22 protein-coding genes and 2 pseudogenes are annotated in these 23121 nt (G+C 72.2%); 12 read left to right on the plus strand and 12 right to left on the minus strand.

Annotation, left to right across the window (positions count from 1 at the left end):
• Window positions 1–2: 2 nt before the first annotated feature.
• Both ACH4SI_RS27310 and ACH4SI_RS27315 read right to left on the minus strand, forming a co-directional pair.
• Window positions 3–977, minus strand: a complete 975-nt coding sequence (locus ACH4SI_RS27310) for a PmoA family protein (RefSeq protein ID WP_398300021.1) — start codon at window positions 975–977, stop codon at window positions 3–5.
• A 7-nt stretch (window positions 978–984) separates the two neighbouring features.
• Window positions 985–2151, minus strand: a complete 1167-nt coding sequence (locus tag ACH4SI_RS27315; RefSeq protein WP_398300022.1) for a Gfo/Idh/MocA family protein — start codon at window positions 2149–2151, stop codon at window positions 985–987.
• 262 nt (window positions 2152–2413) lie between these two features.
• Between ACH4SI_RS27315 and ACH4SI_RS27320 the strand changes: the two genes are divergently transcribed.
• The 6 genes and pseudogenes from ACH4SI_RS27320 to ACH4SI_RS27345 all read left to right on the plus strand — a co-directional run bounded on the left by ACH4SI_RS27320 (window position 2414) and on the right by ACH4SI_RS27345 (window position 7028).
• On the plus strand, window positions 2414–3472 hold the full coding sequence (locus tag ACH4SI_RS27320; RefSeq protein ID WP_398300023.1) for a LacI family DNA-binding transcriptional regulator: 1059 nt from the start codon (window positions 2414–2416) through the stop codon (window positions 3470–3472).
• A gap of 31 nt (window positions 3473–3503) precedes the next feature.
• Window positions 3504–4022 (plus strand): annotated as a pseudogene (locus tag ACH4SI_RS27325) (GNAT family N-acetyltransferase); the annotation flags it as partial.
• 437 nt (window positions 4023–4459) lie between these two features.
• A complete protein-coding gene (locus ACH4SI_RS27330) occupies window positions 4460–5617 on the plus strand; it encodes a fumarylacetoacetate hydrolase family protein (protein ID WP_398300024.1) in 1158 nt (385 codons plus the stop codon).
• Window positions 5618–5687: 70 nt separating this feature from the next.
• A complete protein-coding gene (locus ACH4SI_RS27335) occupies window positions 5688–5969 on the plus strand; it encodes a hypothetical protein (RefSeq protein WP_398300026.1) in 282 nt (93 codons plus the stop codon).
• A gap of 79 nt (window positions 5970–6048) precedes the next feature.
• Complete coding sequence (locus tag ACH4SI_RS27340; RefSeq protein ID WP_398300028.1) at window positions 6049–6489, plus strand: IclR family transcriptional regulator C-terminal domain-containing protein; 441 nt, start codon at window positions 6049–6051, stop codon at window positions 6487–6489.
• Between the two features lie 32 nt (window positions 6490–6521).
• Window positions 6522–7028: a hypothetical protein gene (locus ACH4SI_RS27345; RefSeq protein ID WP_398300030.1), complete on the plus strand. Its 507-nt coding sequence runs from the start codon at window positions 6522–6524 to the stop codon at window positions 7026–7028.
• Here the strand turns inward: ACH4SI_RS27345 and ACH4SI_RS27350 are convergent.
• Both ACH4SI_RS27350 and ACH4SI_RS27355 read right to left on the minus strand, forming a co-directional pair.
• A pseudogene (locus ACH4SI_RS27350) lies at window positions 7008–8655 on the minus strand (IS200/IS605 family accessory protein TnpB-related protein). The gene ACH4SI_RS27345 and the pseudogene ACH4SI_RS27350 overlap by 21 nt on opposite strands.
• Window positions 8648–9220: an IS607 family transposase gene (locus tag ACH4SI_RS27355; protein WP_398300263.1), complete on the minus strand. Its 573-nt coding sequence runs from the start codon at window positions 9218–9220 to the stop codon at window positions 8648–8650. The pseudogene ACH4SI_RS27350 and the gene ACH4SI_RS27355 overlap by 8 nt, the downstream one beginning before the upstream one ends.
• On the opposite strand from ACH4SI_RS27355, the gene ACH4SI_RS27360 reads away from it, so the two are divergent.
• Window positions 9102–9794 carry a cyclase family protein gene (locus ACH4SI_RS27360; protein WP_398300032.1) on the plus strand — a complete coding sequence of 231 codons (693 nt, stop codon included), beginning with the start codon at window positions 9102–9104 and terminating at the stop codon, window positions 9792–9794. The genes ACH4SI_RS27355 and ACH4SI_RS27360 overlap by 119 nt on opposite strands.
• Before the next feature lie 238 nt (window positions 9795–10032).
• Here ACH4SI_RS27360 and ACH4SI_RS27365 read toward each other — a convergent pair whose 3' ends face one another.
• From ACH4SI_RS27365 to ACH4SI_RS27390, 6 genes are all read right to left on the minus strand, one after another.
• On the minus strand, window positions 10033–10827 hold the full coding sequence (locus ACH4SI_RS27365) for a hypothetical protein (protein ID WP_398300034.1): 795 nt from the start codon (window positions 10825–10827) through the stop codon (window positions 10033–10035).
• Window positions 10824–11273 carry a hypothetical protein gene (locus ACH4SI_RS27370; RefSeq protein WP_398300036.1) on the minus strand — a complete coding sequence of 150 codons (450 nt, stop codon included), beginning with the start codon at window positions 11271–11273 and terminating at the stop codon, window positions 10824–10826. Before ACH4SI_RS27370 ends, ACH4SI_RS27365 begins: the two co-directional genes overlap by 4 nt.
• Window positions 11270–12196, minus strand: a complete 927-nt coding sequence (locus ACH4SI_RS27375; RefSeq protein ID WP_398300038.1) for a hypothetical protein — start codon at window positions 12194–12196, stop codon at window positions 11270–11272. The genes ACH4SI_RS27370 and ACH4SI_RS27375 overlap by 4 nt, the downstream gene beginning before the upstream one ends.
• A 7-nt stretch (window positions 12197–12203) precedes the next feature.
• Window positions 12204–13277: a hypothetical protein gene (locus tag ACH4SI_RS27380; RefSeq protein WP_398300039.1), complete on the minus strand. Its 1074-nt coding sequence runs from the start codon at window positions 13275–13277 to the stop codon at window positions 12204–12206.
• Window positions 13278–13619, minus strand: coding sequence for a DUF6507 family protein (locus ACH4SI_RS27385; protein ID WP_398300041.1), 342 nt, complete (start codon window positions 13617–13619; stop codon window positions 13278–13280).
• A gap of 340 nt (window positions 13620–13959) precedes the next feature.
• Window positions 13960–14121, minus strand: coding sequence for a hypothetical protein (locus ACH4SI_RS27390; RefSeq protein ID WP_398300043.1), 162 nt, complete (start codon window positions 14119–14121; stop codon window positions 13960–13962).
• A gap of 209 nt (window positions 14122–14330) precedes the next feature.
• Between ACH4SI_RS27390 and ACH4SI_RS27395 the strand changes: the two genes are divergently transcribed.
• Window positions 14331–15476, plus strand: coding sequence for a methyltransferase (locus ACH4SI_RS27395; RefSeq protein ID WP_398300265.1), 1146 nt, complete (start codon window positions 14331–14333; stop codon window positions 15474–15476).
• Window positions 15477–15574: 98 nt separating this feature from the next.
• Window positions 15575–16372: a sugar phosphate isomerase/epimerase family protein gene (locus ACH4SI_RS27400; RefSeq protein ID WP_398300045.1), complete on the plus strand. Its 798-nt coding sequence runs from the start codon at window positions 15575–15577 to the stop codon at window positions 16370–16372.
• Window positions 16373–16398: 26 nt separating this feature from the next.
• On the opposite strand, the gene ACH4SI_RS27405 is transcribed toward ACH4SI_RS27400, so the two are convergent.
• Both ACH4SI_RS27405 and ACH4SI_RS27410 read right to left on the minus strand, forming a co-directional pair.
• Window positions 16399–17958, minus strand: coding sequence for an alpha/beta fold hydrolase (locus tag ACH4SI_RS27405; protein WP_398300048.1), 1560 nt, complete (start codon window positions 17956–17958; stop codon window positions 16399–16401).
• Window positions 17959–18058: 100 nt separating this feature from the next.
• A complete protein-coding gene (locus tag ACH4SI_RS27410) occupies window positions 18059–19021 on the minus strand; it encodes an EamA family transporter (RefSeq protein ID WP_398300050.1) in 963 nt (320 codons plus the stop codon).
• 92 nt (window positions 19022–19113) lie between these two features.
• On the opposite strand from ACH4SI_RS27410, the gene ACH4SI_RS27415 reads away from it, so the two are divergent.
• The 3 genes from ACH4SI_RS27415 to ACH4SI_RS27425 all read left to right on the plus strand — a co-directional run bounded on the left by ACH4SI_RS27415 (window position 19114) and on the right by ACH4SI_RS27425 (window position 23011).
• The gene (locus tag ACH4SI_RS27415; RefSeq protein ID WP_398300052.1) at window positions 19114–20028 is read left to right on the plus strand and encodes a LysR family transcriptional regulator; all 915 of its coding nucleotides are present in this window, start codon (window positions 19114–19116) and stop codon (window positions 20026–20028) included.
• A 460-nt stretch (window positions 20029–20488) separates the two neighbouring features.
• Complete coding sequence (locus ACH4SI_RS27420) at window positions 20489–20989, plus strand: hypothetical protein (RefSeq protein ID WP_398300054.1); 501 nt, start codon at window positions 20489–20491, stop codon at window positions 20987–20989.
• A 132-nt stretch (window positions 20990–21121) separates the two neighbouring features.
• Window positions 21122–23011, plus strand: coding sequence for a glycoside hydrolase family 3 protein (locus ACH4SI_RS27425; protein ID WP_398300056.1), 1890 nt, complete (start codon window positions 21122–21124; stop codon window positions 23009–23011).
• Window positions 23012–23121: the final 110 nt, after the last annotated feature.

Here is a 23121-nt window from a genome sequence, read left to right on the forward strand (position 1 = left end):
GCTCACCACCCGTGGTTCTTGAGGTAGCTCTCGGCGCGCGTCCGGTCCCACGCGCCGTCGGCGACCACCACGCGGTAGCGGTAGCCGAAGGACTCGCCCGGCGGCAGCTCGAACTCCTCGAAGAACGCCCACGAGGGGGCGACCGAGGGGATCGGCTCGGAGCGCACGAACCAGTGCGAGGCGTGGATCGCGGTCGCGTTGTCGAGGTTTTCCGGGGCGTGGGCGAACAGCAGCGTCGAGTGCGCGTCGATGTCGTCGTGCTCGCCGGTGAAGGCGACCCAGGGGGCGTCCGCGGCCGGGGTGCCCATCAGGTCCGAGGCGCCCGCCTCGCCCTCGCCGCCGCGCCCGTCCGGGCCGAAGGCGTCGCCGCCGGTGAAGTCGCGGGGGCCGCGCCAGTTGAGCCCGGTGTACCCGGCCATCTCGCGGCCCGCGGTGGTCGGGGAGCCGAAGTGCAGTGCCTCGCCGCGGGTGTTGGTGAGCCGGATGGACCAGTCCAGGGCCCAGGTGCCCTCGTCCGGCTCGACCGAGTGCAGCTCGATGGTGCGCAGCTCGCGCGCCCACTCCTGGCCGCCGCTGTGTTGTACAGAAGGGTTGGCGATCCAGGTGAGCTTCTCGGTGAAGCGCAGCCGGTCGTCGGTGACCGTGAACTCCTCGAAGCCGTCGTGCCGCATGGAGCCGACCCGCTCCTCGACCCGCTGATAGCCCTGGTCGGGGCCGAGGTAGGAGTTGCCGCCCCAGAAGTTCTGGCCGGACAGATGGCTGGACGTCATCTGCAGGCCCTTGTGCCAGCGGTGGTCGTTGGGCCGGTAGCCGGAGACCGGGCTTCCGACGAGGGTGCGCAGCGGGTGGGCATACGGCTTACGGGCCTCGAAGGCGTCCGGGTCGGGCGCGTAGACGTAGGCCATCAGCTCGACGCCGCCGGAGGCTACCGAGATCCGCTCGCCGTGGGTGTGGGTGACGGTGATCTGCTGGGTCATGACGGCCTCAGCTCTCCTTCTTCGTGGCCTTCGGTGCCTTCGGTGCCTTCGGTGCCCACTCGGGGTGGTTTCCGTGCATGGCGTCGTAGTACGGGTCGCCGGGCGCGATCTCTCCCGCGTGCACGGGCTGCCCGGTGAAGGCCGCCTTGTAGAGCGCGGCGATGAATTCGAGGGTGCGGCGGGCGTCCGGGCCGCTGCCCGGGGGCCGTACGCCGTCCCGCATGGCGTCCAGCAGCCCGGTCAGCTGGGCCGCGTGCGAGCTGGGCAGATCGGCGGCGGGGGTGCGCCAGCGCTCCTGCCGGGCGGGCTCGTCGCGGACGTGCGGGGCGGGGGTGTAGACCCAGTCGTCGTTGCGGTGGCCGTAGAGGTGGGTCAGCTCGACGGTGGCGTCCGCGCAGTCGATGCGGATGCGGCTGACCTCATCGGGCGAGAGCACGCTGTTCACGACGGTGGCCATGGCGCCGCTTGCGAAGCGGACCAGCGCGGTGGACACGTCCTCGCTCTCCACGTCGTGCACCAGCCGCCCGGCCATGGCGCGGATCTCGGTCCAGTCGCCGAGGAGGTGCAGCAGCAGATCCATCTGGTGGATGCCGTGGCCCATGGAGGGGCCGCCGCCCTCGCTGTCCCAACGGCCGCGCCAGGGCACGGCGTAGTACGCGGTGTCCCGGTGCCAGGTGGTCTGGCAGTGGGCCACCAGCGGCCGGCCCAGGGCGCCGGTGGTCAGCAGGTCCTGGGCGTGGACGGCGCCCGAGCCGTAACGGTGCTGGAAGACGACGGACGCGTACGGGCCTCCCGCCTCCTTTTCCGCTTGTGCGATCTCGTCGTACTCGGCGAGCGTCAGGCACAGCGGCTTCTCGCACAGCACCCACGCCCCAGCTGTGAGCGCGGCCACCGTCTGCTCGCGGTGGAGGGACGGCGGCGTGCCGATGAGGACCAGGTCGGGGCGCTCGGCCTCCAGCATCGCGGACACATCGGGATAGCCGGCGACGGTGAATCCGGCGCTCTCGGCCGCCGTCGCGCGGAAGGCGTCGAGCCGGTCCTCGTCCACGTCGACCGCGGCGACCAGATCGACCCGGTCGGCGTGATCGCGCAGGGCGGGCAGATGGCTGCCCGTGACGATGGCTCCGGTGCCGATGACTGCGGCACGGATACGGGCGGTGGCTGCTGAGGCCATGGAGTGGGGCTCCTCGCCAACGGGACGGAAAGCGCTTGCTGAGGGACGACCCTAGGCACGGGCCGGATGTCAGGACAAGACCCCGGCAAGCAGATTCCCCCGCCCGTTCCCCGTTCGATATGCGATGGCCGCGGCGGCGCTGACCAGTGAGACCATGGACCCGGCCCCACCGGCGCACGCGGTGCCGTGCCAGGCGTCGGGAGCCCGGCATGATCGGCAAGACACCCCCTGGCGACCCGGGTGACCATCCAACGGAGGAAACATGGCAGTGACCCTGGCCGACGTGGCCGCACGGGCTCGGGTCTCGGCGGCCACCGTGTCGCGCGTCCTGAGCGGCAACTATCCGGTTGCCGAATCGACCCGGGCCCGGGTGCTGCGTGCCGTCGAGGATCTGGAGTACGTGGTCAACGGTCCGGCAAGCGCTCTCGCCGCCGCCACGTCCGATCTGGTCGGGGTGCTGGTCAACGACATCGCGGACCCCTTCTTCGGCATCATCGCGGGCGCCGTGCAGTCCGAGATGGGCGCCCCGGGCGGCAACGGCGGCTCCGGTGTCTCCGGCGCCGAGAAGCTGGCCGTCATCTGCAATACGGGCGGCTCGCCCGAGCGCGAGCTGAACTACCTCACCCTGCTCCAGCGGCAGCGCGCCGCCGCCGTCGTCCTCACCGGCGGTGCGGTCGAGCACCCCGACCACGCCGCCGCGGTCGCCGCCAAGGCGTCCCGGCTCGCCGCCTCCGGCACCCGGGTGGTGCTGTGCGGGCGCCCCCCGATCGAGGACGCGATCACCCTCACCTTCGACAACCGCGGCGGCGCCCGGCGGCTCACCGAACACCTGCTGACCCTGGGCCACCGCCGCATCGGCTACGTCGCGGGCCCCGCCGAGCGCACCACTACCCGCCACCGCCTGGAGGGCCACCGCGAGGCCCTGGCCGCGGCGGGGCTCGACGCGGACGCGGAGCGGCTGACCGTCCACGGCCTCTACGACCGCGCCTCCGGCTACGACGCCACCCTCGAACTCCTCCGCCGCAACGCCGACTTGACGGCCGTCGTGGCCGCCAACGACACCATCGCGCTCGGCGTCTGCGCGGCCCTGCGCGACCAGGGCCTGCGGATCCCCGACGACGTATCGGTGGCGGGCTTCGACGACCTCCCCTTCAGCGCCGACGCCGTGCCCGCCCTGACCACGGTCCGGCTGCCGCTGCACGACGCCGGGGTACGCGCCGGGCGCCTCGCCCTGGGCCGCGAACCACAGCCGCCGGGCGGGGTGGCCATGGTGCGCGCCGAACTGATGGCACGGGCCTCGACGGCCCCGCCGCGGCACTGAGGCGGCCGTCATGGGACCCGAGGAACGCCCGGTACGCCTGCGCACCCCCGCCCCCGGCGACCTGGGGTGGATCGTCCACCGGCACGGCGTCGAGTACACCCGGGAGTACGGCTGGAACACCGAGTTCGAGGCCCTGGTGGCCCGTATCGTCGGCGACTTCGGCACCCGCCACGACCCGGCGTACGAACGCACTTGGATCGCCGAGCGCGACGGCCGCCCCGTCGGGTCGGTGATGTGCGTACGGGACGAGGCGCCCGCGACGGCCCGGCTACGACTGCTGTTCGTCGAACCGGACGCGCGGGGCCTGCGGCTCGGCGAGCGGCTGGTGGCGGCGTGCGTGGACTTCGCCCGCGCGGCGGGCTACCGCGAGTTGGTGCTGTGGACCACCGACGTCCAGGCCACCGCCCGCCGGATCTACCAGCGGGCGGGGTTCGAACTGATCGCCGAGGCGCCGCACCCGGGGTACGGCGCGGGCCCCCTCACGGCACAGGACTGGCGGCTGCCCCTCAAGGCTCATCCGCCGGGGAAGATCACATCACTGCACGAGTAGAACGTCTGGGATTGTCCGCGTCCACCTCGAGACCGAGGTGCGTCAGACCGTCCGCGGCGCTTGCACGCAGGTTTGAGCCAGCAGGGCGGTGGTGAGACCGCGGCCTCGGTAGTCGCGACGGGTGCCCAGGCGGGCGATCGGCAGGCAGGCGTGCCGCCCTCGGTCTACCGGCGGGGGTAGCCTGAGACAGTCGTCACGCCCTCCGCGACGTCCTCCGCAGCGGCTGGACCCCGGCCTGATCGGCGTAACCCGCGGCGTCCGACCCGGTTTCGACACGCGCCAGATTGACCGACGAGCCGTCGACGTCTGTTCGAAGACCCCTCGTTCCCGAGACGGTTTGCATACTCGGCACGCTCCAGGGTGATGCCGATCATGACGGCGCCGCCCGCGAGCCAGGGCGGCGAAGCAGCTCGCGACGAAACGAGGGAGCCGTGAGGATGAACAGCGAGTCGATCCTGCCGGAGGACGACGCCGCCGTCTTGCTGGGGCGCCTCTGGGATCCGGCCCGGCGCGGACCGTGCGTGGTGGCCGTGGACCGCCGGGGTGTCCACGCCCTGTCGGCGGAGACCGGCACGGTCTCGGAGCTCCTGGAGCGCGACGACCGCGTCGAGGTCGTCCGGCGGGCCGTCGCCGGCACCCCCTCCTGGCGGACGGCCGAGGTGGTGGCGGCCTCGCTCGCCCGCGACCGCTCCCGCCCTCACTTCCTGGCGCCGGTCGACCTCCAGGTGATCAAGGCGTGTGGCGTCACGTTCGTGGACAGCATGATCGAGCGCGTCATCGAGGAGCGTGTCGGCGGCGACCCCGCCCGCGCCGCCGAGACCCGCGGGCGCATCACCGAGGCGATCGGCGGCAGCCTCGCCGACGTGCGGCCCGGCTCGGAGGCGGCGATGCGCGTCAAGGGCGTGCTGCGGGAACAGGGGCTGTGGTCGCCGTACCTCGAGGTCGGCATCGGCCCCGACCCCGAGGTCTTCACCAAGGCGCCTGTGCTCTCCTCCGTCGGCCTGGGCGCCGAGATCGGCGTGCCCCGCGCATCCAGCTGGAACAACCCGGAGCCCGAGCTGGTCCTCGTCGTCACCTCCCGCGGCGAGGCGGTCGGCGCGACGCTCGGCAACGACGTGAACCTGCGCGACATCGAGGGGCGCTCCGCTCTCCTGCTGGGCAAGGCGAAGGACAACAACGCCTCCAGCGCCATCGGCCCCTTCATCCGTCTCTTCGACGGGGCCTTCACACTCGACACCGTCCGCGAGGAGGAGATCACCCTCCAGGTGTCGGGGCCCGAGGGCTACGAGCTGGAGGGCCGCAACAGCCTGGCGCGCATCAGCCGCGGCTTCGAGGAGCTGATCGGCGCGACGTACGGCGACCACCACCAGTACCCGGACGGATTCGCCCTCTACACGGGCACGCTGTTCGCCCCGACGGCCGACCGCGACGAGCCCGGCCAGGGCTTCACCCACAAGCCCGGGGACGTCGTGCGCATCAGCAGCGCCCGGCTCGGCACGCTCGTGAACACCGTCGGGGTCGCCGAGGAGCTGCCACGCTGGGAATTCGGCATCGCGCAGCTGATCCGGCACCTGAGCGTGCGTTCCGGCGCCTAGCGCGCGACCCGGCGCCTGGTCGCGGACCGATCGCGGGACGCGGGCCGATCGCGGGACGCGGGCCGAGGAAGTGGACGAAGGCGACTACCTCGACGTCCGTATCGGCCACGGGGATCCCGAGTCGGCCGATGTGGGCCACCCGCCCTGGCCTCAGACGCCTGCTCTTGCCGATGGGGCCGTGGTGGTGTTCGCGGCGAGCAACTTCGCGTTCGCCTTCGGCGTCGCGGGCGGCGACACCGCCTCCGCGCCGGCGGCCGGTTGCCCGGTGGTGCTCAAGGCCCATTCGGGCCATCCCGGCTGTCACGGCGCACCGGCGAGCTCACCTTCCTGCCGAGCGGGCCGACGTTCGTGATCACCGGCTCCTTCGTGGCCTTCTCGATGGCCACCACCGCGCCGCCGTCCGCGGTGCGGGACCGGGTTTGTTCCACCCCTTGTACGTACGTGTCGGCCTCGCCCGTGTGCTGATCGCCCGCGTCGAGGGCCAGAACCCCCTCCGTTACCAACTGCCGATCGGCGAGAAGCTCCCCCTGCACCCGGGCGCCGGGAAATCCCTGGCCGCCTGGATGCCCGAGGACGAACGCGATGCCTACATCGACAGCGTCACCCCGTTCACCCGGATCTCCGGGGAACGGGTCGGCGCCGATGACCTGCGCGGCGAGCTCCAGCGCACCAAGGACGAAGACCACGCCGTCTCCCTGAGCGAACGCGTCCTGGACGTCACCGCCGTCAGCGCCGCCATCCACCGCGGCGACCAGGTCCTCGGCGCGCTCAGCGTCGCCGGTCCCAGCGGCGACCTGCCCGCCGCCGACCACCCACGCGTCATCACCGAAGTACGCCGGGCAGCCGACGCCATCGCCGCGCGCTGCCCCTGAAACAGGCTGCCCCTGAAACAGAAAGTGCCGCCGTGCCCCACCCCACCCTCACCTACCGCCAGCTGCTGCACCGCACCGACGCCCCGCCCGGCTCCAGCTGGCACCTCTTCCCCGACCAGCCCGAACGCGGCATGGCCAACTTCGCGGGCCCCGAGCAGATCCGGCAGGCGGCCCACGAGGTCCGCGACGGCCGGGCCTTCAACCTCGACTACGCCCTCGACGCCTTCGACCCGCCCATGTCCCGGGCCCGCGGCATCCCCCACCACCGCATCACCGCCAAGCACGACCAGGCGCGCGACGACGTCCTGGACGAATTCTTCCTCCAGGCCACCACCCAGATCGACGGCCTGCGCCACCGCCGCGCCTCCGGACACGGCTTCTACAACGCCGTACCCGACCACGAGATCGCGCCCCGCAGCCCCCGCCTGGGCGTGCAGCTGTGGGCCGAGACCCCGCTGGCCGGCCGCGCACTGCTCATCGACATCGACGGCCTGCTCCGCGACCGTGGCACACCGTTCCTAAACAGTGTGCAGGAGTGACATTTGCTGCCAGCTCCCGGAACTGCGCGCGTCCCGAACGGTGTTGGATGCGCTGGTCCCCCGCGTTCGCTGTGTCCCCGTCCGGCTGCCGTGCATCGTGTGCACGCTCCGTGACGGGTGGGCGGGTTTCCTCACGCCCTCGTGCGCCTGGTCTGGCCTGGGCGGTCCGATGCCCCGCAGCATCGCTCTGGTACTGCGGGGGCGGTGCCGTCCGTCGCCGGATCGGGTGCCCGAGGGCGCGTCGCCCGATCGCGATGCCAGCGGCATCGTGACGGGACATTTTTCGTTTCCTCGAGGTGAGGGGCTTCTTCCAGTGCTGATCGCCCCACATCGATGTGTACGCAGGGTCCACGGCAACGATCGACAGGCCGTGTTCGGACGCCATGGACACGAGCCGGGCCTTGAGCTTGCCGGTGGGGATGCCGGAGATGATCTGCCTGAAGCGCTTACGTCTGCCGTGCTTCTCGCGGGTCTTCTCGGTGGCGAAGTCCAGGTTCTCCAGGCCGATGGCTTTGACGCCGCACCGGTCTGCCCAGTGCAGCAACTGGCTGATGGCATGCCGGACCTGGGCGTCACGGTGGTCTGCGCGGCCGGACAGGTCGTAGAAGAATCGCTTGGGGTCGCCGACCGGGTTGCCGTGCCGGTCGAGCCGGTAGGCGGCGAAGTGGTCGGCGTTGGTGTCCACGCCGACCATGCCCTCACACCGCGCCGTCTGAAGCGGGATCGCCTGGACAACGGGCCGTGTCCATGACGCTGTCAGGTACCAGCGGCCCCGCTCCATGTCCAGGTGGATGCGGTAGGCCACGGCCCGGTTGTCCTCGATCCGGTCGCGCCACTCGGCTCCCCTGTGCTGGAACCGCACGCGGGTGGCGAGGACGTACCGACCGTGCTTGCTGTTGGCCAAGTGGGCGAGCGGGGCAGGCAGCTTGATGCTGACCTCGCCATCCGGTGTGACGCGGATGGTCTCGTTGCCGAAGCGTTTGCCGGACTCGCCGTCGGCGGCGAGGAACCACCGTTCGGCTTCCCACCGCTCACGCCACTGCTCGGCAGTGAGCTGCGCGGCTTCGAGGTTGTGACGGTTGTTGAGGAGGCGCCGGCCGCCACGCACGACGTGCACGACACCGGTCTCACGCTCAGCGCGGGCCACGTCCAGGCGGTGTTCCAGGGCCGCCAGACGGCGCGACTTGTGGAACCACTCGCCCCGACTGCGGTATCCGCCGGGTGCCCGTTTGGTGCCCTTCTCCCCGATCGGCTGGGAGAGGCGGTGCATCAGCGTCCGCACACCAGCCTCAAGCCCTTGGATGTGGGCGAGCTGGCAGCGGCGGGAAAGCGCCCACTGATCGTGAGTGGCCTTCGTGATCGAACCGGCCCACCGGGATGAGGAATCGGCCGTCAGGCCCTGCTTCCGGGCGGCCCACGTGTCGCTGCTGTGGTCCAGGCCGTCAGCGCAGCGGTTCTTGATGTCCAGCGAGGCAAGGCGTCCGAGGTGTTCACCGACCAGCCGCAACACCTTGTCGTCCACGTCGGTGAGGTGCTTGAGGCGGTCGCGTATCGCCACCCCGGACGGCCCGAGCACGACGAACGGCGCGTCGATGGTGCGGAGCTGCTTCTTCTTCGGCTCACTCATCGGCAGCCGCCGCTTCGAGAGCCTTCCTCGCCCGGTTCTTCGCCGACCGGCGGCCGTACAGGCGGGCGCAGAACGACGTCAGCACCTCCACCATGTCCCGGGCCAGGTCGTCTTCAACTTCGCCGTCATCGAGGACGACGAGTCGGCGACCAGTCGCGGACAGGGCGGCCTCGATCAGCTCCACATTCATCCGTCCGAGGCGGTCTTTGCGCTCGACCACAACCGTGGTCACCGCCGGGTCGGCCAGCAGCCGCTTCGCCTTCGCGCGGCAGCCGTTCATGCCCGAGGCGATCTCGGATTCGATCCGCACAACCTTCTGCCCAGCCTTTGCCGCCCATGCCGACAGGCGAGCGGTCTGCCGCTCCAGGTCCGGCTTCTGATCGAGCGAGGAGACACGGGCATACAGACCTACACCGCCGGTCACGGAAAGTGAGGTGTTCGCATCGATGTTCACCAGGATCGTGCGCGGTCCCACGCGTTCCGCAGGTACCGGCAATGTGCCCTCACGGAACCAGCGATACGCGGTACGCGGGGCGATCCCCTGCGCGCGTGCCCATTCCGTCAGATTCATACGCAAGACCGTACAACATCCGCGACATCTAAAAGACACTCATGGACACTTATGTGAGAGCAGTTTCCGACCCCTCGACCACGCGACCGGCCCCGCCCTCGGCCCCGATCTGCTCGATGCGGCACTTGAGGCACAGCGTTGCCGTGTCGAACCGGGCGATCTGGTCCTCGTCCACACCGGCTGGGCCCACTGGTACCTCACCACCGACCCCGGCGCACGGGCCGCGGTCCGCGCCGAACGGCGCGCCACCGGGTTCGTCCAGTCCCGGGACTTCGCCGCCTGGTGCTGGGACCACCGCATCGCGCTGCTGGCCACGGACACCTTCGCCGTCGAAGCCCTCCCCGTGCTCCCGGACAGCGACTTCCACGACAGCGCCCCCGAGGACGGCGGCATGATGCACCAGGAACTCATCGCCAAACTCGGCCTGCCCCTGGGTGAGCTGTGGAACCTGACCGCACTGGCCGCCGACTGCCGGGCCACCGACCACTGGACCAGCCTCCTGACCGTCAAGCCCCTCAACCTCACCGGCGGCGTCGGCTCTCCCGCCAACGCCACCGCCCTGCGCTGACCGAGGCCCTTCGCGCACCGTGCCCGTTTGGCGGTACACCGCGTGAGGTCCTTGCTCTGCTCGGTCCGATCTCACTCTTCGTGGCCGTACGAACAGCTCATCACGCGGGTGTCTCTGCACCCGATCGCCCACGGTTGAGCCCGTCGCACAGGACGGGGCGAGCGGGTGTGAGCAGAGGCTCCGAGTGGAGGTGAGCAGAGGCTCCGGCGTACGGGCTCGAGCAGCTGGGAAGCAGTACTCAGCTGGGGAAGCTGCGCAGGAGCAGGCGCCACGCCGCGGTCGACGAGACCGGCGTCAGGGTGGCCGTCCGGGCGTCCGCCCCGGTCACGGCCCACAGCCCGTCGGCGGTGTCGAGGACCCGCAGGGTGCCCGTGCAGGTGTTGCCCGACGCATCGGGCCACCGCGTCGCCACCTCCCACCACCGCGCGCCGTCCGCGGTGGACGCGCCGACCGCCGCCAGCACCCGGAGCCCGGCCGGCGGACCGTCGTGCGGCGCGGCACCGGACAGCTCCTCGGGTGCGGCACCGAACAGGCCGTCGACCTCGGCGGCGGGCAGCGGCACCGGCACCGCGCCGGGCACCGGCCGCGGCCCGAGCCCGACGACCCGGGCCACCGCGGCCGGCACCGAAACGGGCACCAGGCAGGCCAATTCCACCAGGCCGTCCGGGGTGTCTTGCGCCTTCGAGGTGTCCGGGGGCTCCGGGGTGTCCGGGACCTCGGGGGCGTCCAGGAGCAGTGCCGCGGACTCGGCGCCCAGCCAGCCGGCGCCGTGCACACCGCTGCCGTCCACCGCGGCACCACGGACGGACACCATGCACACGGGGTCGGCGATGGCTTCCGCCAGCGGCGCGACGGCCGGGTGCGGCTGCCCGTCGGACAGCACCCCGGCGTCCGCCAGCGCCCGCAGCCCCGCGCCGTCGGCCCGCTCGCCCTCCGCCCAGTCGTAAAAGGCCTCGAACAGCTCCGGGGACAGCCGCAGCCGCCCGCTGTCACGGTCGAAATACGCAGTGGCCGTACCGGCCCTACCGGTCACGCGACCCCCTCCCGGAGCCGGAAGCGGCCCGCGACCGAGGCGAACAGCTCCGCCTTCGCGTCGTAGTCGAAGGTCGCGGCCGAGGCGGTCACGGTGAAGCCGCGCCGCCCGCTCGTCCACGCCCACTGTTCCGCGGTGATGGCCCCGGCCTCGGGGAGAACGTGGTGGAAGAGCCGCCGCGTACCGGAGCCCGCGGGCTGCTCGTCCAGCAGCAAGTAGTCCTGGAGGTGGTCCGTCAGCGCCTGGGCCACGATCCGCTGCCACTGGTGCCCGTCGGGGACGTCCTCGGCCGTGACGACGACGTTCGCACGGAACGCCGCGCCGTCGCCCGGCTCCACGGCGATCAGGGCGACCGGCGGCCCCGGCGACTCGACCTGCTCCCAGCGCGCCGGCAGCGCGATACGGAACTCCCGCTCCTCGTAAGGGCGCAGTTCGGTACTGGTCACGTGAGCTGCCCCGCCTGCTCCTTGATGAACGCGGCCACCTGCGGCGCCCTGCCCCTGGCCACGTCGAATACGTGGGCGTCGCTCGCGGTCCGTACGACCAGCCGGCGGAAGGGCGACCGCATCCAGAACCCCCGGCGCGGGCGGCCGTCCGCGCCCGCCCGCGCGGGCACCACCTCGACCCCGGTGATCTCCCCCGCGGGAACCGTCACCACGGTCGCCTTCCCGCGCAGCGAGTCCTCGCGCTTGGTGGCGGCGAAGCCGAGGCCCTGCGGGTACCAGGCCAGCGTGCCCTCGACGGTGCCCTTGCGGGCCAGCGCGTGATCCTGCTCGTCGGTGTCCGGATCACGCACCCACCCGCCCTTCCACTGCACCACGGGCTCGGCCACGTGCCCGAACTCCCGCCGGACCTCTTCCTGGCTGAGCACGGCGGGAGCGTCCTCGACGTAGGAGTCGATCAGGGTCGTCAGCGCGCCCTGGGGCGGCGCGCCCTTGAAGTCCTTCTTGTACTCGCCACTACGGAACCAGCGAGGCCCCCACCATTTCGGGAGGCTGAAGAACCCGGCGAACAGGACCAGGGCATGCACAGCGCTGATCAAGCCGAAGGGAAGGACTACCCACTTGGGAACGCCGAAGAGGTAGTAAATCCCGCCGCCGAACAGCGCGAAGGCGAAGGTGGGAATGCCGATGAGCGCCAGGTTCGGGCCGCGGTCGATGACTGCCCAGGAACGGGCCTGCAGCGTACGACCGAGCCAGCACCAGACGGTGTAAACACTTCCGACCCCGCCTACGACGGTCGCGGGGAGGCCCCGGACCCCCCAGGATTGCGCATGGTCGAATTCCAGGTAGCCGCCCAGGAAGACCAGACCCATGACGACCACGGGCGACCTCGGCGAAAAGATCGACAGGGTCCGCTGGCGCCCCACGATTACCTCACTTCCCAATAATTCCGTTGAGCCAGTCGCCGGCTTCACTGCCGATACCGGAACCTGCCGCAGCACCGACAAGACCACCGACCACCGCGCCCACCGGCGCGCCGACACCGCCGAACACGGCACCGACCGCCGCACCGGCCGCGGCGCCTCCCTCCGCTCCTGCCCAGGCTCCGCCGGTCGTCGCGAGGGATTTGGTAGCGGTACGGGCAACCCGCTTCCCGGTGGACATGTTCTTGTCCTGCGCGTCGGCGCCCCACTGGCTCAGTCCCGAGGTGACGGCGGTGAGACCGAGGCTGGCCCGGCCACCCCACTTCCCGACCGTGCCCCACTTATTGCGGGCCGCGGCCGCATAAGGCTTGGCCTGCCAGTTCTTGCTCCACATGCGCCGGTAGGTGTTCTTCCAGAGCGGCTCGTTCTTCCACGCCAGGTAGCCGTAGCGGCCGCTCGGCAGCACTCCTCTGGGCGCGAATCGGCCGTATTTGTAATAGCCCATCCACGACACGGCGGCGCCGAGCCCCGTCGTCCCGTAACCGCCGTACCCCAGGGTCTGACGTCCCTGCTCGGCCCAATTCGTCCCGGGCCCGTCATTCGTGGCGTTGATCTTGTCCACGGCGGTCCGGAGGGCCTCGTCATACGCGGCGACCTTGCCGCGAACGGCCGAGGCGATGCGGTCGTTCTCCTCGACCAGGTCCGGCTTGTGCCGCCAGCCGTCGCCCAGTGGCTTCGCCTTGGCGGCGAGGCTCTCGGCGTCGCGTTTCAGCTGCCGAAGCGACTTCTTGACCGGCGCGCCGACGTGGGCGTATTCCTGCAGGGCGTCGGCGGTGGTCCGGGCGGCCTCGGCGACCTTGCTCGCCTGCTGCTTGACGGGCGTTATCTTCTCGCTGAGGACGATGCCGTTGGGCACGAGGTAGTGCATACCGACACCCTCGGCCCACGCCACATCGATTTCCCCGCCCCGGCGCTCCAGCCCGGAGGCGTTATGGCGGATTTTCTTGACCGCCGTCTCCAGATCACCGAAGTGGACGTCGTCCAGCGTCGGAATTTCCTCGGGATCGACCAGCGCATCCGTCATTCACCGACCACCCGGCCCGAGCCAGCCGTTTCCCGTGGAGTTCGCCCGGTCGATTCCCTGATGTGCGTTCCCCCGCATTTCATGGTCCCCGTCGTCGAATAGTCCGGTCGCCTCCCCGGCGCCGTCCACCGTGCGCGTCACCCGGGACGACATGATGCCGGTCTTCTGCTGGACGTCTCCCGAGAGCCTGGTCAGCGCGCCGGCGACGGGAGCGTCGCTCGCCAGCCCCGCTTCGTCGAGGGCGTCGAGCAGCATCCGGACGTCCGTGTCGATGTCGTCGCCCTGCCTGGTGGCCTTCCGGCCCGTCTCATGCATCCCGGTCGGCGAAATGTTGAATTTCATGACTCGGCCCTCAGCGAATTCCGTTCGACGCACTCTCGAATAGCCGTGCGCCAACGATTCGCTCCCCCGGCATCCAGTGACCGCCATCGGCAGCACCACGGACCGGCCGACAGAGCGCGGACAGCGTCTCGCTTCTCCGGTTGAATTCGAGGCTCACCCCGTTGTCCTCTCGCTCGGGTATACGGATGCGTCCACCCGTACCGCCCCCAGTGAACCCGACCGCGCGGCGCCGGGACAACCCCGGCCCGAAGGGCGCGCCTGCTATTGCCGGGGATGTCGGACACCGCCGGATGAAGTGCCCTGCAGACCCTGGACTACCGTCTCCAGCGGGTGCGGCGGCTCACCGATGTCGATCCCGGGGTCCGCCGTTGGCGGCGTCGTAGCCGGGGCCGCCGACCAGGGTGTCGTTGCCGGAGTGTGAGGCGTTGTCAGGGCTGTCGCCGAAGAGGTAGTCGTTCCCGGTGCCGCCCGTGATGTTGTCGTTGCCGTTCTGACGCCGCACAGCCTTCCGCCCGGCCACCCGGCGCGTCTTCGTGAACCAGGGAGAAAACGCCCGCCCGCGAGGGGCACCCGTCTGTCAATCCGCGCAAAGCCGGAGTGGTCCGGGCGCTATGTTCTGAAAAACCGCTCGCGCCGGGGCGGCCGTACCGGAAGGATCGGCTCCCATACGCACCACTGGTGCGAACCGCACAAGAGCAAAGGGTGAACCCCCTGAGTACGCAGCACCTCATCGAGTGGACCGAGGACGGCCATCCCCGAACCGCCCAGTGGCGCTCCGAAAGCGGCGCGCCGCCACCGCGGCGGGTCGTGCTCGCGGACGACCGGCTGACGGCCGACGCCGCGTACCGCCTCGTCTGCGAGGGCACCGCGCTGCTCTGGCGCGGCGACTACCAGGGCGCCCGCCAGCTGCTCGCCGCGCTGGCGCGGCGCGTCGACCGCGGGCCGCGGCGCCCCCGGGGGCGGCGCGGGCCGGCGGAGAGCGCGGCCGAGGCGTTCCACCGGCACCGGCAGGAACAGGGCCGCCGGGCCCGGTTGCTGGGCATGCTGCTGGTGCCGCTGGACGCCGACCTCGCCGTACCGCTGCGCCGGGCGCCCGACGTGCGGGACGCGTGCACGCAGGTGTACGGCACCGCGCAGGGCCCCTCGGTGATCTCGCTGCGGGAGTTGCTCGGACTGATCGGCGCGCACGAGTGGCGCGAGAAGGGCGTCGAGATCCCGGCGCTCGGCGGCGACCGCATCCATCCGTACTACGGGGTCTTCTCACCCGTGCGCGGCGAATACGTCGACCTGGTGGCCGAGGCCCCGCTGCCCGCCTCCCGCACGGCCGCCTTCGACATCGGCACCGGGACGGGCGTGCTGGCCGCCGTGCTCGCGCGGCGCGGCGTCGAACGCGTGGTGGCCACGGACCAGGACGCGCGGGCGCTGGCCTGTGCGCGGGAGAACGTGGCGCGGCTGGGCGTCGCCGAACGGGTGGAGGTCGTACAGGCGGACCTCTTCCCCCCGGGCCGCGCCCCGCTGGTGGTCTGCAACCCGCCCTGGGTCCCGGCGCGCCCCGGCTCACCGGTCGAGTACGCGGTGTACGACCCCGGCAGCCGCATGCTGCACGGCTTCCTGAACGGCCTCGCGGACGCCCTCACCCCCGACGGCGAGGGCTGGCTCATCCTCTCCGACCTCGCCGAACACCTGGGCCTGAGGACCCGTGAGGAACTGCTGGGGGCCTTCGAGACCGCCGGGCTGACGGTCGTCGACCGCCTGGACACCCGCCCCACCCACCGCCGCACCACCGACCCCACCGACCCGCTGCACGCGGCCCGCGCGGCGGAGGTGACGTCCCTGTGGCGCCTGGCGGCGGGGTGAGGGAGCGTTTGGGGTCGGCGGTCCCGGGATACCGGTCTTCGGCACGGCAGGATTGACCTCGCCCCCTGCTGAGCCCCCACGACCCCACGGAGCCCGCCATGAAGCTCGCCTTCTCGACCCTCGGCGTCCCCGGCCTGCCCATGACCGATGTCGCCCGGCTCGCCGCCGGGAACGGGTATCACGGGGTCGAGCTGCGCGCGCACCCCGAGGAGCCGGTGCACCCCGGGATCGGGGTGGACGAACGCGCGCGGGTGGCCGGGGAGTTCCGGGACGCCGGGGTGGAGATCCTGACCGTCGCCGGGTACGTACGGGTCGCGGCGGAGGGCCCCGACGAGCCGGTGCTGACCGGGCTCAAGGAACTCCTCGCGCTCGCCCACGACCTGGGCGCGAAGTACACCCGCGTCTTCCCGGGCGGCGGCGACCAGAGCCCCGCCGAGGCCGACGCCACGGCCGCACGCCGCCTGGGGGACGTAGCGCCGATCGCCGCCGATGTGGGCGTACGGCTGCTGCTGGAGACCCACGACTCGCACCGCACCGGCGCCGACGCGGCCCGCGTCCTGGGGCCGGTCGGGCACGGCAGCGTCGGCGCGATCTGGGACGTGATGCACTCCTGGCTGGGCGGCGAGGACCCGGCCACCAGCTACGCGGCGCTCTCCCCGCACCTGGGCTACGTCCAGGTCAAGGACATCGCCTCCGCCGAGGACACCACGCCGCTGCCGCTGGGCGCGGGCGTGCTGCCGCTGACCGAGTGCGTGGAGCTGCTCAGCCGCGAGGGGTGGGACGGCTGGCTGTGCTGGGAGTACGAGAAGCGGTGGTACCCGCAGGCGCAGGAGCTCCCGGGCCTGCTGGGCCCTGGCCGGGACCACCTGCTGCGGCTGCTCGCCGACGCCGCCTGAGCCCCGGGCGCTGTACGGCCGGGGCGTCAGGGCCCGGTGCGCGACGCGCTCGTGGCGGGGGCGGGCCCGGGGTCGGCGACCGGCTCGACCGCGGCGCAGCGGCTTCCGTCGTCCGGCACCTTCAGCGCCGTGAGGTAACCGTCCGCCGCGCCGCGGGTGCAGTCACTGCGCCCGTAGACGCTGTGCCCAGCGCCCTCGTACGTCAGCAGGACCGTCGTCCCGCGGGTCTGCCGGTGCACATGGGTCACCCATGAGTAGTTGTTCGCGGGGTCGTGGCGGGAGTGCATCAGCAGGATCTTGGGGGCCTTGGTGATGCGCAGACGGTGTTGCGGGTTGTTCACCTGGTCCGGCCAGCCGAGGCATCCCGCCACGCCGGCGTGGACGCGGGGTGAGCCGCGCATGTGCGGTGCGGCCCGTAGTTCGGCCGCGGTCAGGCGTGCGTATTCCGGGTAGTTCCTGGCCCGGATGCGCCAGTCCTGGCAGAACACGGCTGGGAAGGCTTCCGATTCCTTCGTCTCCCGCGTGGTGTCCGAGGCCGTGGCCGGCCCTGGCGCGGCTGCTGTCTGCGCGTCGAGTTCGGCCACGTAGGCCGCCAGTTGGTCCCAGTCCGGGCCGTAGAACATGGTGAAGGCGGTACGTGTGATCGCGTTCGCGGTGAGGGCCTGGTCCGGATGGTCCGGATCCCGTATCTCGCCCCGGTCGGCCCTGGCGAGCAGACCGTCCCATACGGCGGTGACATTCCGGCCGTGCAGCGCACACGAGGGCGAGCGGTCGCACCACCTCACGAACTGGCGGAAGGAGTCCTCGGCGGTGGCCGCCGAGGAGACGAGGAAGTCCCGGGCCCCGAGACTGTGGTCGATGTTCGCGGTGAGGGCCATGGCGCGGATCCGGTCGCCGTACAGCTCCGCGTACTGTTCGCCGATCAGCGTGCCGTAGGAGTGCCCGAAGTAGGTGATCTTCTGTTCGCCGAGTGATCTGCGGAAAGCTTCCATGTCCCGGACGACGCCGAGGGTGTCGGCGTGGTCGAAGATCGGACCGCTGTGCCGGCGGCAGTCCTCGCGCAGCTCCCGGTTGTAGGCCACCAATCGGTCGAACTCCGCCTGATCACGCGGGTACGGCGACGGCTGTCGGTCGAGCAGTCCCTGCGAGCATGTCACCGGGCTGCTGGCTCCGATGCCCCGCGGGTCGAAACCGACGATGTCGAACCTCGCCCGCACATCCGCGCTGAAGTAGGTCTCGGCACGCTGACGAACGAAGTTCACCCCCGACTCACCCGGCCCTCCCGGGTTGACCAGCAGTACGCCGACCCGACGATCCGGGTCGGCCGCCGTGAGACGGGCCACCGCCAGGCCGAACTTCTCGCCTCCCGGGCGGGCCCAGTCGATGGGCAGGCGCAGGGTTCCGCACTCGGCGGGGGTGCCGTTCTCGGGGCACGGCTTCCAGCCGATCGAGGACGGTGGTTCTTCCGGGCTTGTCGAGGACGGTCTCCCCGCTTCCACCGACGTGTCGGCGTCCGCCACGCCCGCGCCCAGCACCAGCGCCGCGGCGGTGAGCGCTCCGGCGAGCGCCCTGGTCAACGGTTGCACAGGTTCCTCCTGATGGTCCTTCGCACACGGATCAGGAGTGGCCACCCCTCGGCGAACCCTTGCAGCGAGCCGAGGGGGCCACAACCGTCCGTGGCCGGGATCAGGGGGCGGCCAGGGAAGCTCCGGAGCGGGAGTCGGGGTTGGCCCCCGGGGATTCGTCATCCGTGGCATCACCGCCGGACCGCGGCCGCCGGAGCGGCAGGCGCGGGCGTACGGACGGGAGCGACGTCAGCGCCACGCCGCCCACCAGCAGGGCCGCGGCCAGCCAGCGCAGCGGGCTGACCCCCTCGCCCAGCACCAGCGCCGCCGAGGACATGCCGAAGACCGGCACCAGCAGGGAGAAGGGCGCCACCGCGGAGGCGTCGTACGTGCGCAGCAGGAAGTTCCAGAGGCCGAAGCCCAGCACGGTGGAGACCCAGGCGACGTAGACGATGGCGCCCGCCCCGGCCCAGTCGAGCGCGGCCAGGGCGTGCAGGCCGGGGTCCGCACCCTCGAACATCAGGGACAGGCCGAGCAGCGGCAGGACGGGCACCACGCTCACCCACACCATGAAGCTCAGCGGGTCGGGCGGGGCGGCCTTGCGGGTGAGGACGTTCGAGACGCCCCAGAAGGCCGCGGCCGCGATGACGAGGACGAAGCCGAGCAGCGGGCCCGAGGTGCCCTCGTCGACGGCGGCGACGGCGATACCGGTGAGCGCCACCGCCATGCCCAGCAGCCGTCGGCGGCCGGGGCGTTCGGAGAGGAAGACGGCCGCGAACAGGGCGGTGAACACGGCCTGGATCTGGAGCACCAGCGAGGACAGCCCGGCCGGCATGCCCTCGTGCATCCCGATGAACAGCAGCCCGAACTTCGCCACGCCCAGCGCGAGTCCGACCCCCAGGATCCACCGCCAGGAGACCCGCGGCGGGCCGACGAGGAAGATCGCGGGCACCGCCGCCACCAGGAAGCGGAGGGAGCAGAAGAGGAGGGGCGGGAAGTGGTCGAGGCCGACGTCGATGACCACGAAGTTGACGCCCCACAGGGCCGTGACGAGTACGGCGAGGCCGATGTGCGCAGGTCGCATGGGTAGAGGATCGGGTGACAGGACCTTTTAGCACCAGCGCGGATGACTTCATGGTTGGATGCAGAAAACGTGAATTGTGGGAGGTGGGGGCGATGCTGGATCTGTCCCGGCTGCGAGCGCTGCACGCGGTGGGCGTGCACGGTTCGGTCAGCGCGGCCGCCATCGCACTCGGCTACACCCCGTCGGCCGTGTCGCAGCAGATCGCCAAGTTGGAGCGGGAGACCCGGACGACGCTGCTGGAGCGGCAGGGCCGCGGCGTCGTCCTCACCGACGCGGCCCGGCATCTGGCCGCCACCGCCCAGCAGCTCCTCGCGATCGTCGAACAGGCGGAGACCAGCCTGGAGGAACGGCGGGGCCGGCCGACCGGGCGGCTGGTGATCGGCGCGTTCCCGTCCGCGGCGCGGGGGTTGATGCCCGCCGTACTGGCCCGGCTCGCCGCGGAACACCCGTCGCTGGACGCCCGGCTCGTCGAGGTCGACCCGCGTCTGTCGGTGGATCTGGCGGCGCAGGGCGTCATCGACCTGGCCGTCGCCCACGACTGGGACATCGCCCCGTTGCCCGCCCCGGACGGGCTCGGGCGGGCGATGATCGGGGACGACCTGTGCGATGTCCTCGTACCGGTGGGTCATCCGCTGGCGGGGCGGGAGACGTTGCGGCGCGACGACCTGCCGGGCCAGCGGTGGACCTGCCAGCCGCCGGGGACGGTGTGTCACGACTGGCTCGTACGGACGCTCCGGGCGTCCGGCAGCGAACCGGACCTGGCCTACCAGGCGGCGGAGAACCACACCCAGATCGCGCTCGTGGCGGCGGGCCTGGGCATCGCCCTGATGCCGCGCCTGGGGCGGGGGCCACTGCCGGAGGGGGTGCGGGCGGTGCCGCTGGAGCCGGTGCCGGTACGCCGCCTCTACGCCCTCTGGCGCCAGGGCGCCGCGCGCCGCCCCGCGATCACCGAGACGGTCGCGGTGCTGCGCGAGGAGTGGCCGCGCCGCGCGGCCGCCGCCGCGTAACGCCTCCGGCGGCTCTTTCCCCACCCCACCCCGCCCCTTCCCGAACCGGGGCCGCCCGAGGACGCCGCCCGGCTCGGCGGGGTTCAGGGGCGTGCCCGTCCAGGGCCGGGATGGGCCCGCGCGCGGCAATGGGCGCCTGGTTGGCGTGGCATCCGACCACCGCGGTGGCGATCAGCCCGCCGGGTCGTTCGGGTGTCGGGCAGGCCCCGACGCGGGGCTCCGCAGGGCGGACAGGGCGGGGCGTGCGCCGCACGACAACAGGGCGCCGCGCAGGGGGCAGCACGCGGAGGGCAGAGGCGCGCGGTGACGGGGGCGGGCCCGACCCCGAGGCGGGTTGGTCGGGAGTTCGGTCGGGGCCGGGTGTGACCATGAGGGCATGCGTACCCGTACGTACCGATTCGCGAAGGCCCGGTCGGGCGCGGAACCGGCTGGCCTTGCGGGGCGTCCAAGCGGCGTGCTGATGGGGAGTCTCCGCACGGCGGTATCGGCCTCGCTGCTGGCTGCGTCGCTGGCCACCCTCCTCGCCTCCTGCGGCCACCAGCACCCCGCCGCCGGCGCGCACCCCTCCCAGAGCGTCGGCGGCACGGGCCGCATCGACACCGGGCTCGCCTATGTGGCCAGTACGGCCGGCGCCGTGCCGGAGGCGCATGCCGTGCTGCGGACCGAGGGCCGACTCGCCGCCTTCGCCCGGCGCTTCGGGAAGCGGGCTCCGGCGATCCTCGCGAAGGCCGGGAAGAACGACTTCGGGCGCAACGCCCTCGTCGGCTGGTCGGCGACCACCGGATGCTCCAAGTGGCCGTCCGCCACCCTGCATCGCCCAGGGGGCGGCGATCGGCTCACGCTCGTCGCGGCCGCGCATCCCTCGCCGCCGCGCGAGTGTTTCGCACCGTTCCACATCGTCGCCGTGTTCACCGTGCCGAAGGATCGGCTGCCCGTACGGCCGCGTTTCGTCGCCCCGTAACGACCGAAGCCGCCCGCTCATGAACGAAGTTGAACCGAATTACCGGTTCCCATTGACCAGGCCCCACCCGGCACACGAGCGTGTCGTATGAACGCCAGTCGCCCCCCTCCGAAGATCATGGAAGGAGTGCGGGTGCACAAGCCGACCTCGCGCCGCACCCTGCTCGCCGCGGCGACCGCCGCCGTCGCCACCGCCTGCAGCCCGCGAACGTTCAGCTCTCCCGAAACGTCCACGTCCGCCCCCGCCACACCGGCGTCCAGGTCCGCGGCCCCGCGGCGGCCCGTGCCCGCCGCCCGCAGCGATCGGGACCGCGCCTCGGACCTGCTCGGCCGCATGACGCTGGACCAGAAGATCGGCCAGCTCTTCGTCCTGTCGGTCTACGGCCACTCCGCCACCGCCCCCGACCCCGCCGACGCCGCGGCCAACCGCAAGAAGTACGGCGTCGGCAGCGCCGCCGAGCTGGTGGCCAGGTACCACCTCGGCGGGATCATGTACACCGAGTGGGCGCACAACATCCGCGATCCCCGGCAGATCGCCGCCCTCTCCAACGGCATCCAGAAGGCCGCCCTCGACGGCTCGGCGCCCGTGCCGCTGCTCCTCTCCACCGACCAGGAGCACGGCATGGTGGCCCGGATCGGGGCGCCGGCCACGCTGCTCCCCGGCGCGATGGCGCTCGGCGCGGGCGGCAGCGTGCCGGACGTACGGGACGCCGCCCGGGTCGCCGGGGCGGAGCTGGCCGCGCTCGGCATCCGGCAGGACTACGCGCCGGACGCGGACGTCAACGTCGACCCGGCCAACCCGGTGATCGGCATACGTTCCTTCGGCGCCGACCCCAAGGCGGTCGCCCGGCTGGTCGCGGCCCAGGTCAAGGGGTATCAGGGCGCCGGGGTCGCGGCCACGGCCAAGCACTTCCCGGGGCACGGCGACACCTCCGTGGACAGCCATGTCGGGCTGCCGACCATCACCCACTCCCGCAAGGAGTGGGAGCGGCTGGACGCGCCGCCGTTCCGGGCCGCGATCGCCGCCGGGATCGACTCGGTCATGACCGCGCATCTGCTGTTCCCCGCGCTCGACCCGGCCGACGACCCGGCCACGCTCTCCCACCCCATCATCACCGGCGTCCTGCGCGACGAACTCGGCTACGACGGCGTCGTGATCACCGACTCCCTCGGCATGCAGGGCGTGCGCGAGAAGTACGGCGACGACCGGGTGCCGGTGCTCGCGCTGAAGGCGGGCGTGGACCAGCTGCTGACCCCGCCCGACCTGCCCGCCGCCTGGAACAGCGTGCACACGGCGGTGCGGAAGGGCGAGATCAGCGAGGACCGGCTCGACGCCTCGGTGCTGCGCATCCTGGAACTCAAGGCGCGCCGGGGACTGTTGGACGATCCGTACACCAGCGGCCGCGCGGTGGACCGTACGGTGGGCACCCGCGAGCACGCCGCCACCGCCGACCGGATCGCGGACCGCACCACCACCCTGATCACCAACCGCGGCGGGCTGCTGCCGCTGTCCCGCCGACGCCACCGGAAGCTGCTCGTGGTCGGCGTGGACCCCGCCGCCCCGACCGGCACCGGCGGCCCGCCGACAGCCGTCCTCGCCCGTGCCCTCGACGCCCTCGGCTTCACGGCGAAGGCCCTGTCCACCGGCACCGGCAGCTCGCCCGCCCCGTCCCCGGAGCGGATCGACGAGGTGGTCGCGGCGGCGCGCGAGCGGGACGCGGTGATCGTCCTGACGCGCGACGTCGACGCCGGGTCCGGTCAGCGGCGGCTGGTCTCGGAGCTGTCCGCCACCGGGATGCCGGTGGTCCACGTCGCGATCAAGGATCCGTACGACATCGCCCGGTTGGGCAACGACCCGGGCGCGTCGCTGGCCACCTACGGCTGGACGGACGTCGAAGTGCGCGCCGCGGCCCGGGGCATCGCCGGGAAGCGGAACCCGCGCGGGCGACTGCCGGTCGCCGTACGGCGCGCCGACGCCCCGTCCCGGGTGCTGTACCCGATCGGGCACGGGCTCTCGTACTGAGACCGGGGCGGGGGCGGGGCGGTAAGCCCGCCCCTCCCCGAAACCGGGGGAAACCCCCGGGCCCCCGGGGGCCCCGGGGGCCTGGAATGCCGCAGCCCCCGGTGCGGGGG

The sequence above is a fragment of the Streptomyces sp. NPDC021212 genome, assembly GCF_044332925.1.
Taxonomy (GTDB): Bacteria; Actinomycetota; Actinomycetes; order Streptomycetales; family Streptomycetaceae; genus Streptomyces.

Excerpts from the sequence above, each read along its gene's own strand:
- ACH4SI_RS27420 (WP_398300054.1), top strand. The coding sequence starts at position 20,489 with ATGGGGAGTCTCCGCACGGCGGTATCGGCCTCGCTGCTGGCTGCGTCG.
- ACH4SI_RS27400 (WP_398300045.1), top strand. The coding sequence starts at position 15,575 with ATGAAGCTCGCCTTCTCGACCCTCGGCGTCCCCGGCCTGCCCATGACC.
- ACH4SI_RS27410 (WP_398300050.1), bottom strand. The coding sequence starts at position 19,021 with ATGCGACCTGCGCACATCGGCCTCGCCGTACTCGTCACGGCCCTGTGG.
- ACH4SI_RS27385 (WP_398300041.1), bottom strand. The coding sequence starts at position 13,619 with ATGAAATTCAACATTTCGCCGACCGGGATGCATGAGACGGGCCGGAAG.
- ACH4SI_RS27330 (WP_398300024.1), top strand. The coding sequence starts at position 4,460 with ATGAACAGCGAGTCGATCCTGCCGGAGGACGACGCCGCCGTCTTGCTG.
- ACH4SI_RS27360 (WP_398300032.1), top strand. The coding sequence starts at position 9,102 with ATGTTCACCAGGATCGTGCGCGGTCCCACGCGTTCCGCAGGTACCGGC.
- ACH4SI_RS27315 (WP_398300022.1), bottom strand. The coding sequence starts at position 2,151 with ATGGCCTCAGCAGCCACCGCCCGTATCCGTGCCGCAGTCATCGGCACC.
- ACH4SI_RS27310 (WP_398300021.1), bottom strand. The coding sequence starts at position 977 with ATGACCCAGCAGATCACCGTCACCCACACCCACGGCGAGCGGATCTCG.
- ACH4SI_RS27320 (WP_398300023.1), top strand. The coding sequence starts at position 2,414 with ATGGCAGTGACCCTGGCCGACGTGGCCGCACGGGCTCGGGTCTCGGCG.
- ACH4SI_RS27380 (WP_398300039.1), bottom strand. The coding sequence starts at position 13,277 with ATGACGGATGCGCTGGTCGATCCCGAGGAAATTCCGACGCTGGACGAC.
- ACH4SI_RS27415 (WP_398300052.1), top strand. The coding sequence starts at position 19,114 with ATGCTGGATCTGTCCCGGCTGCGAGCGCTGCACGCGGTGGGCGTGCAC.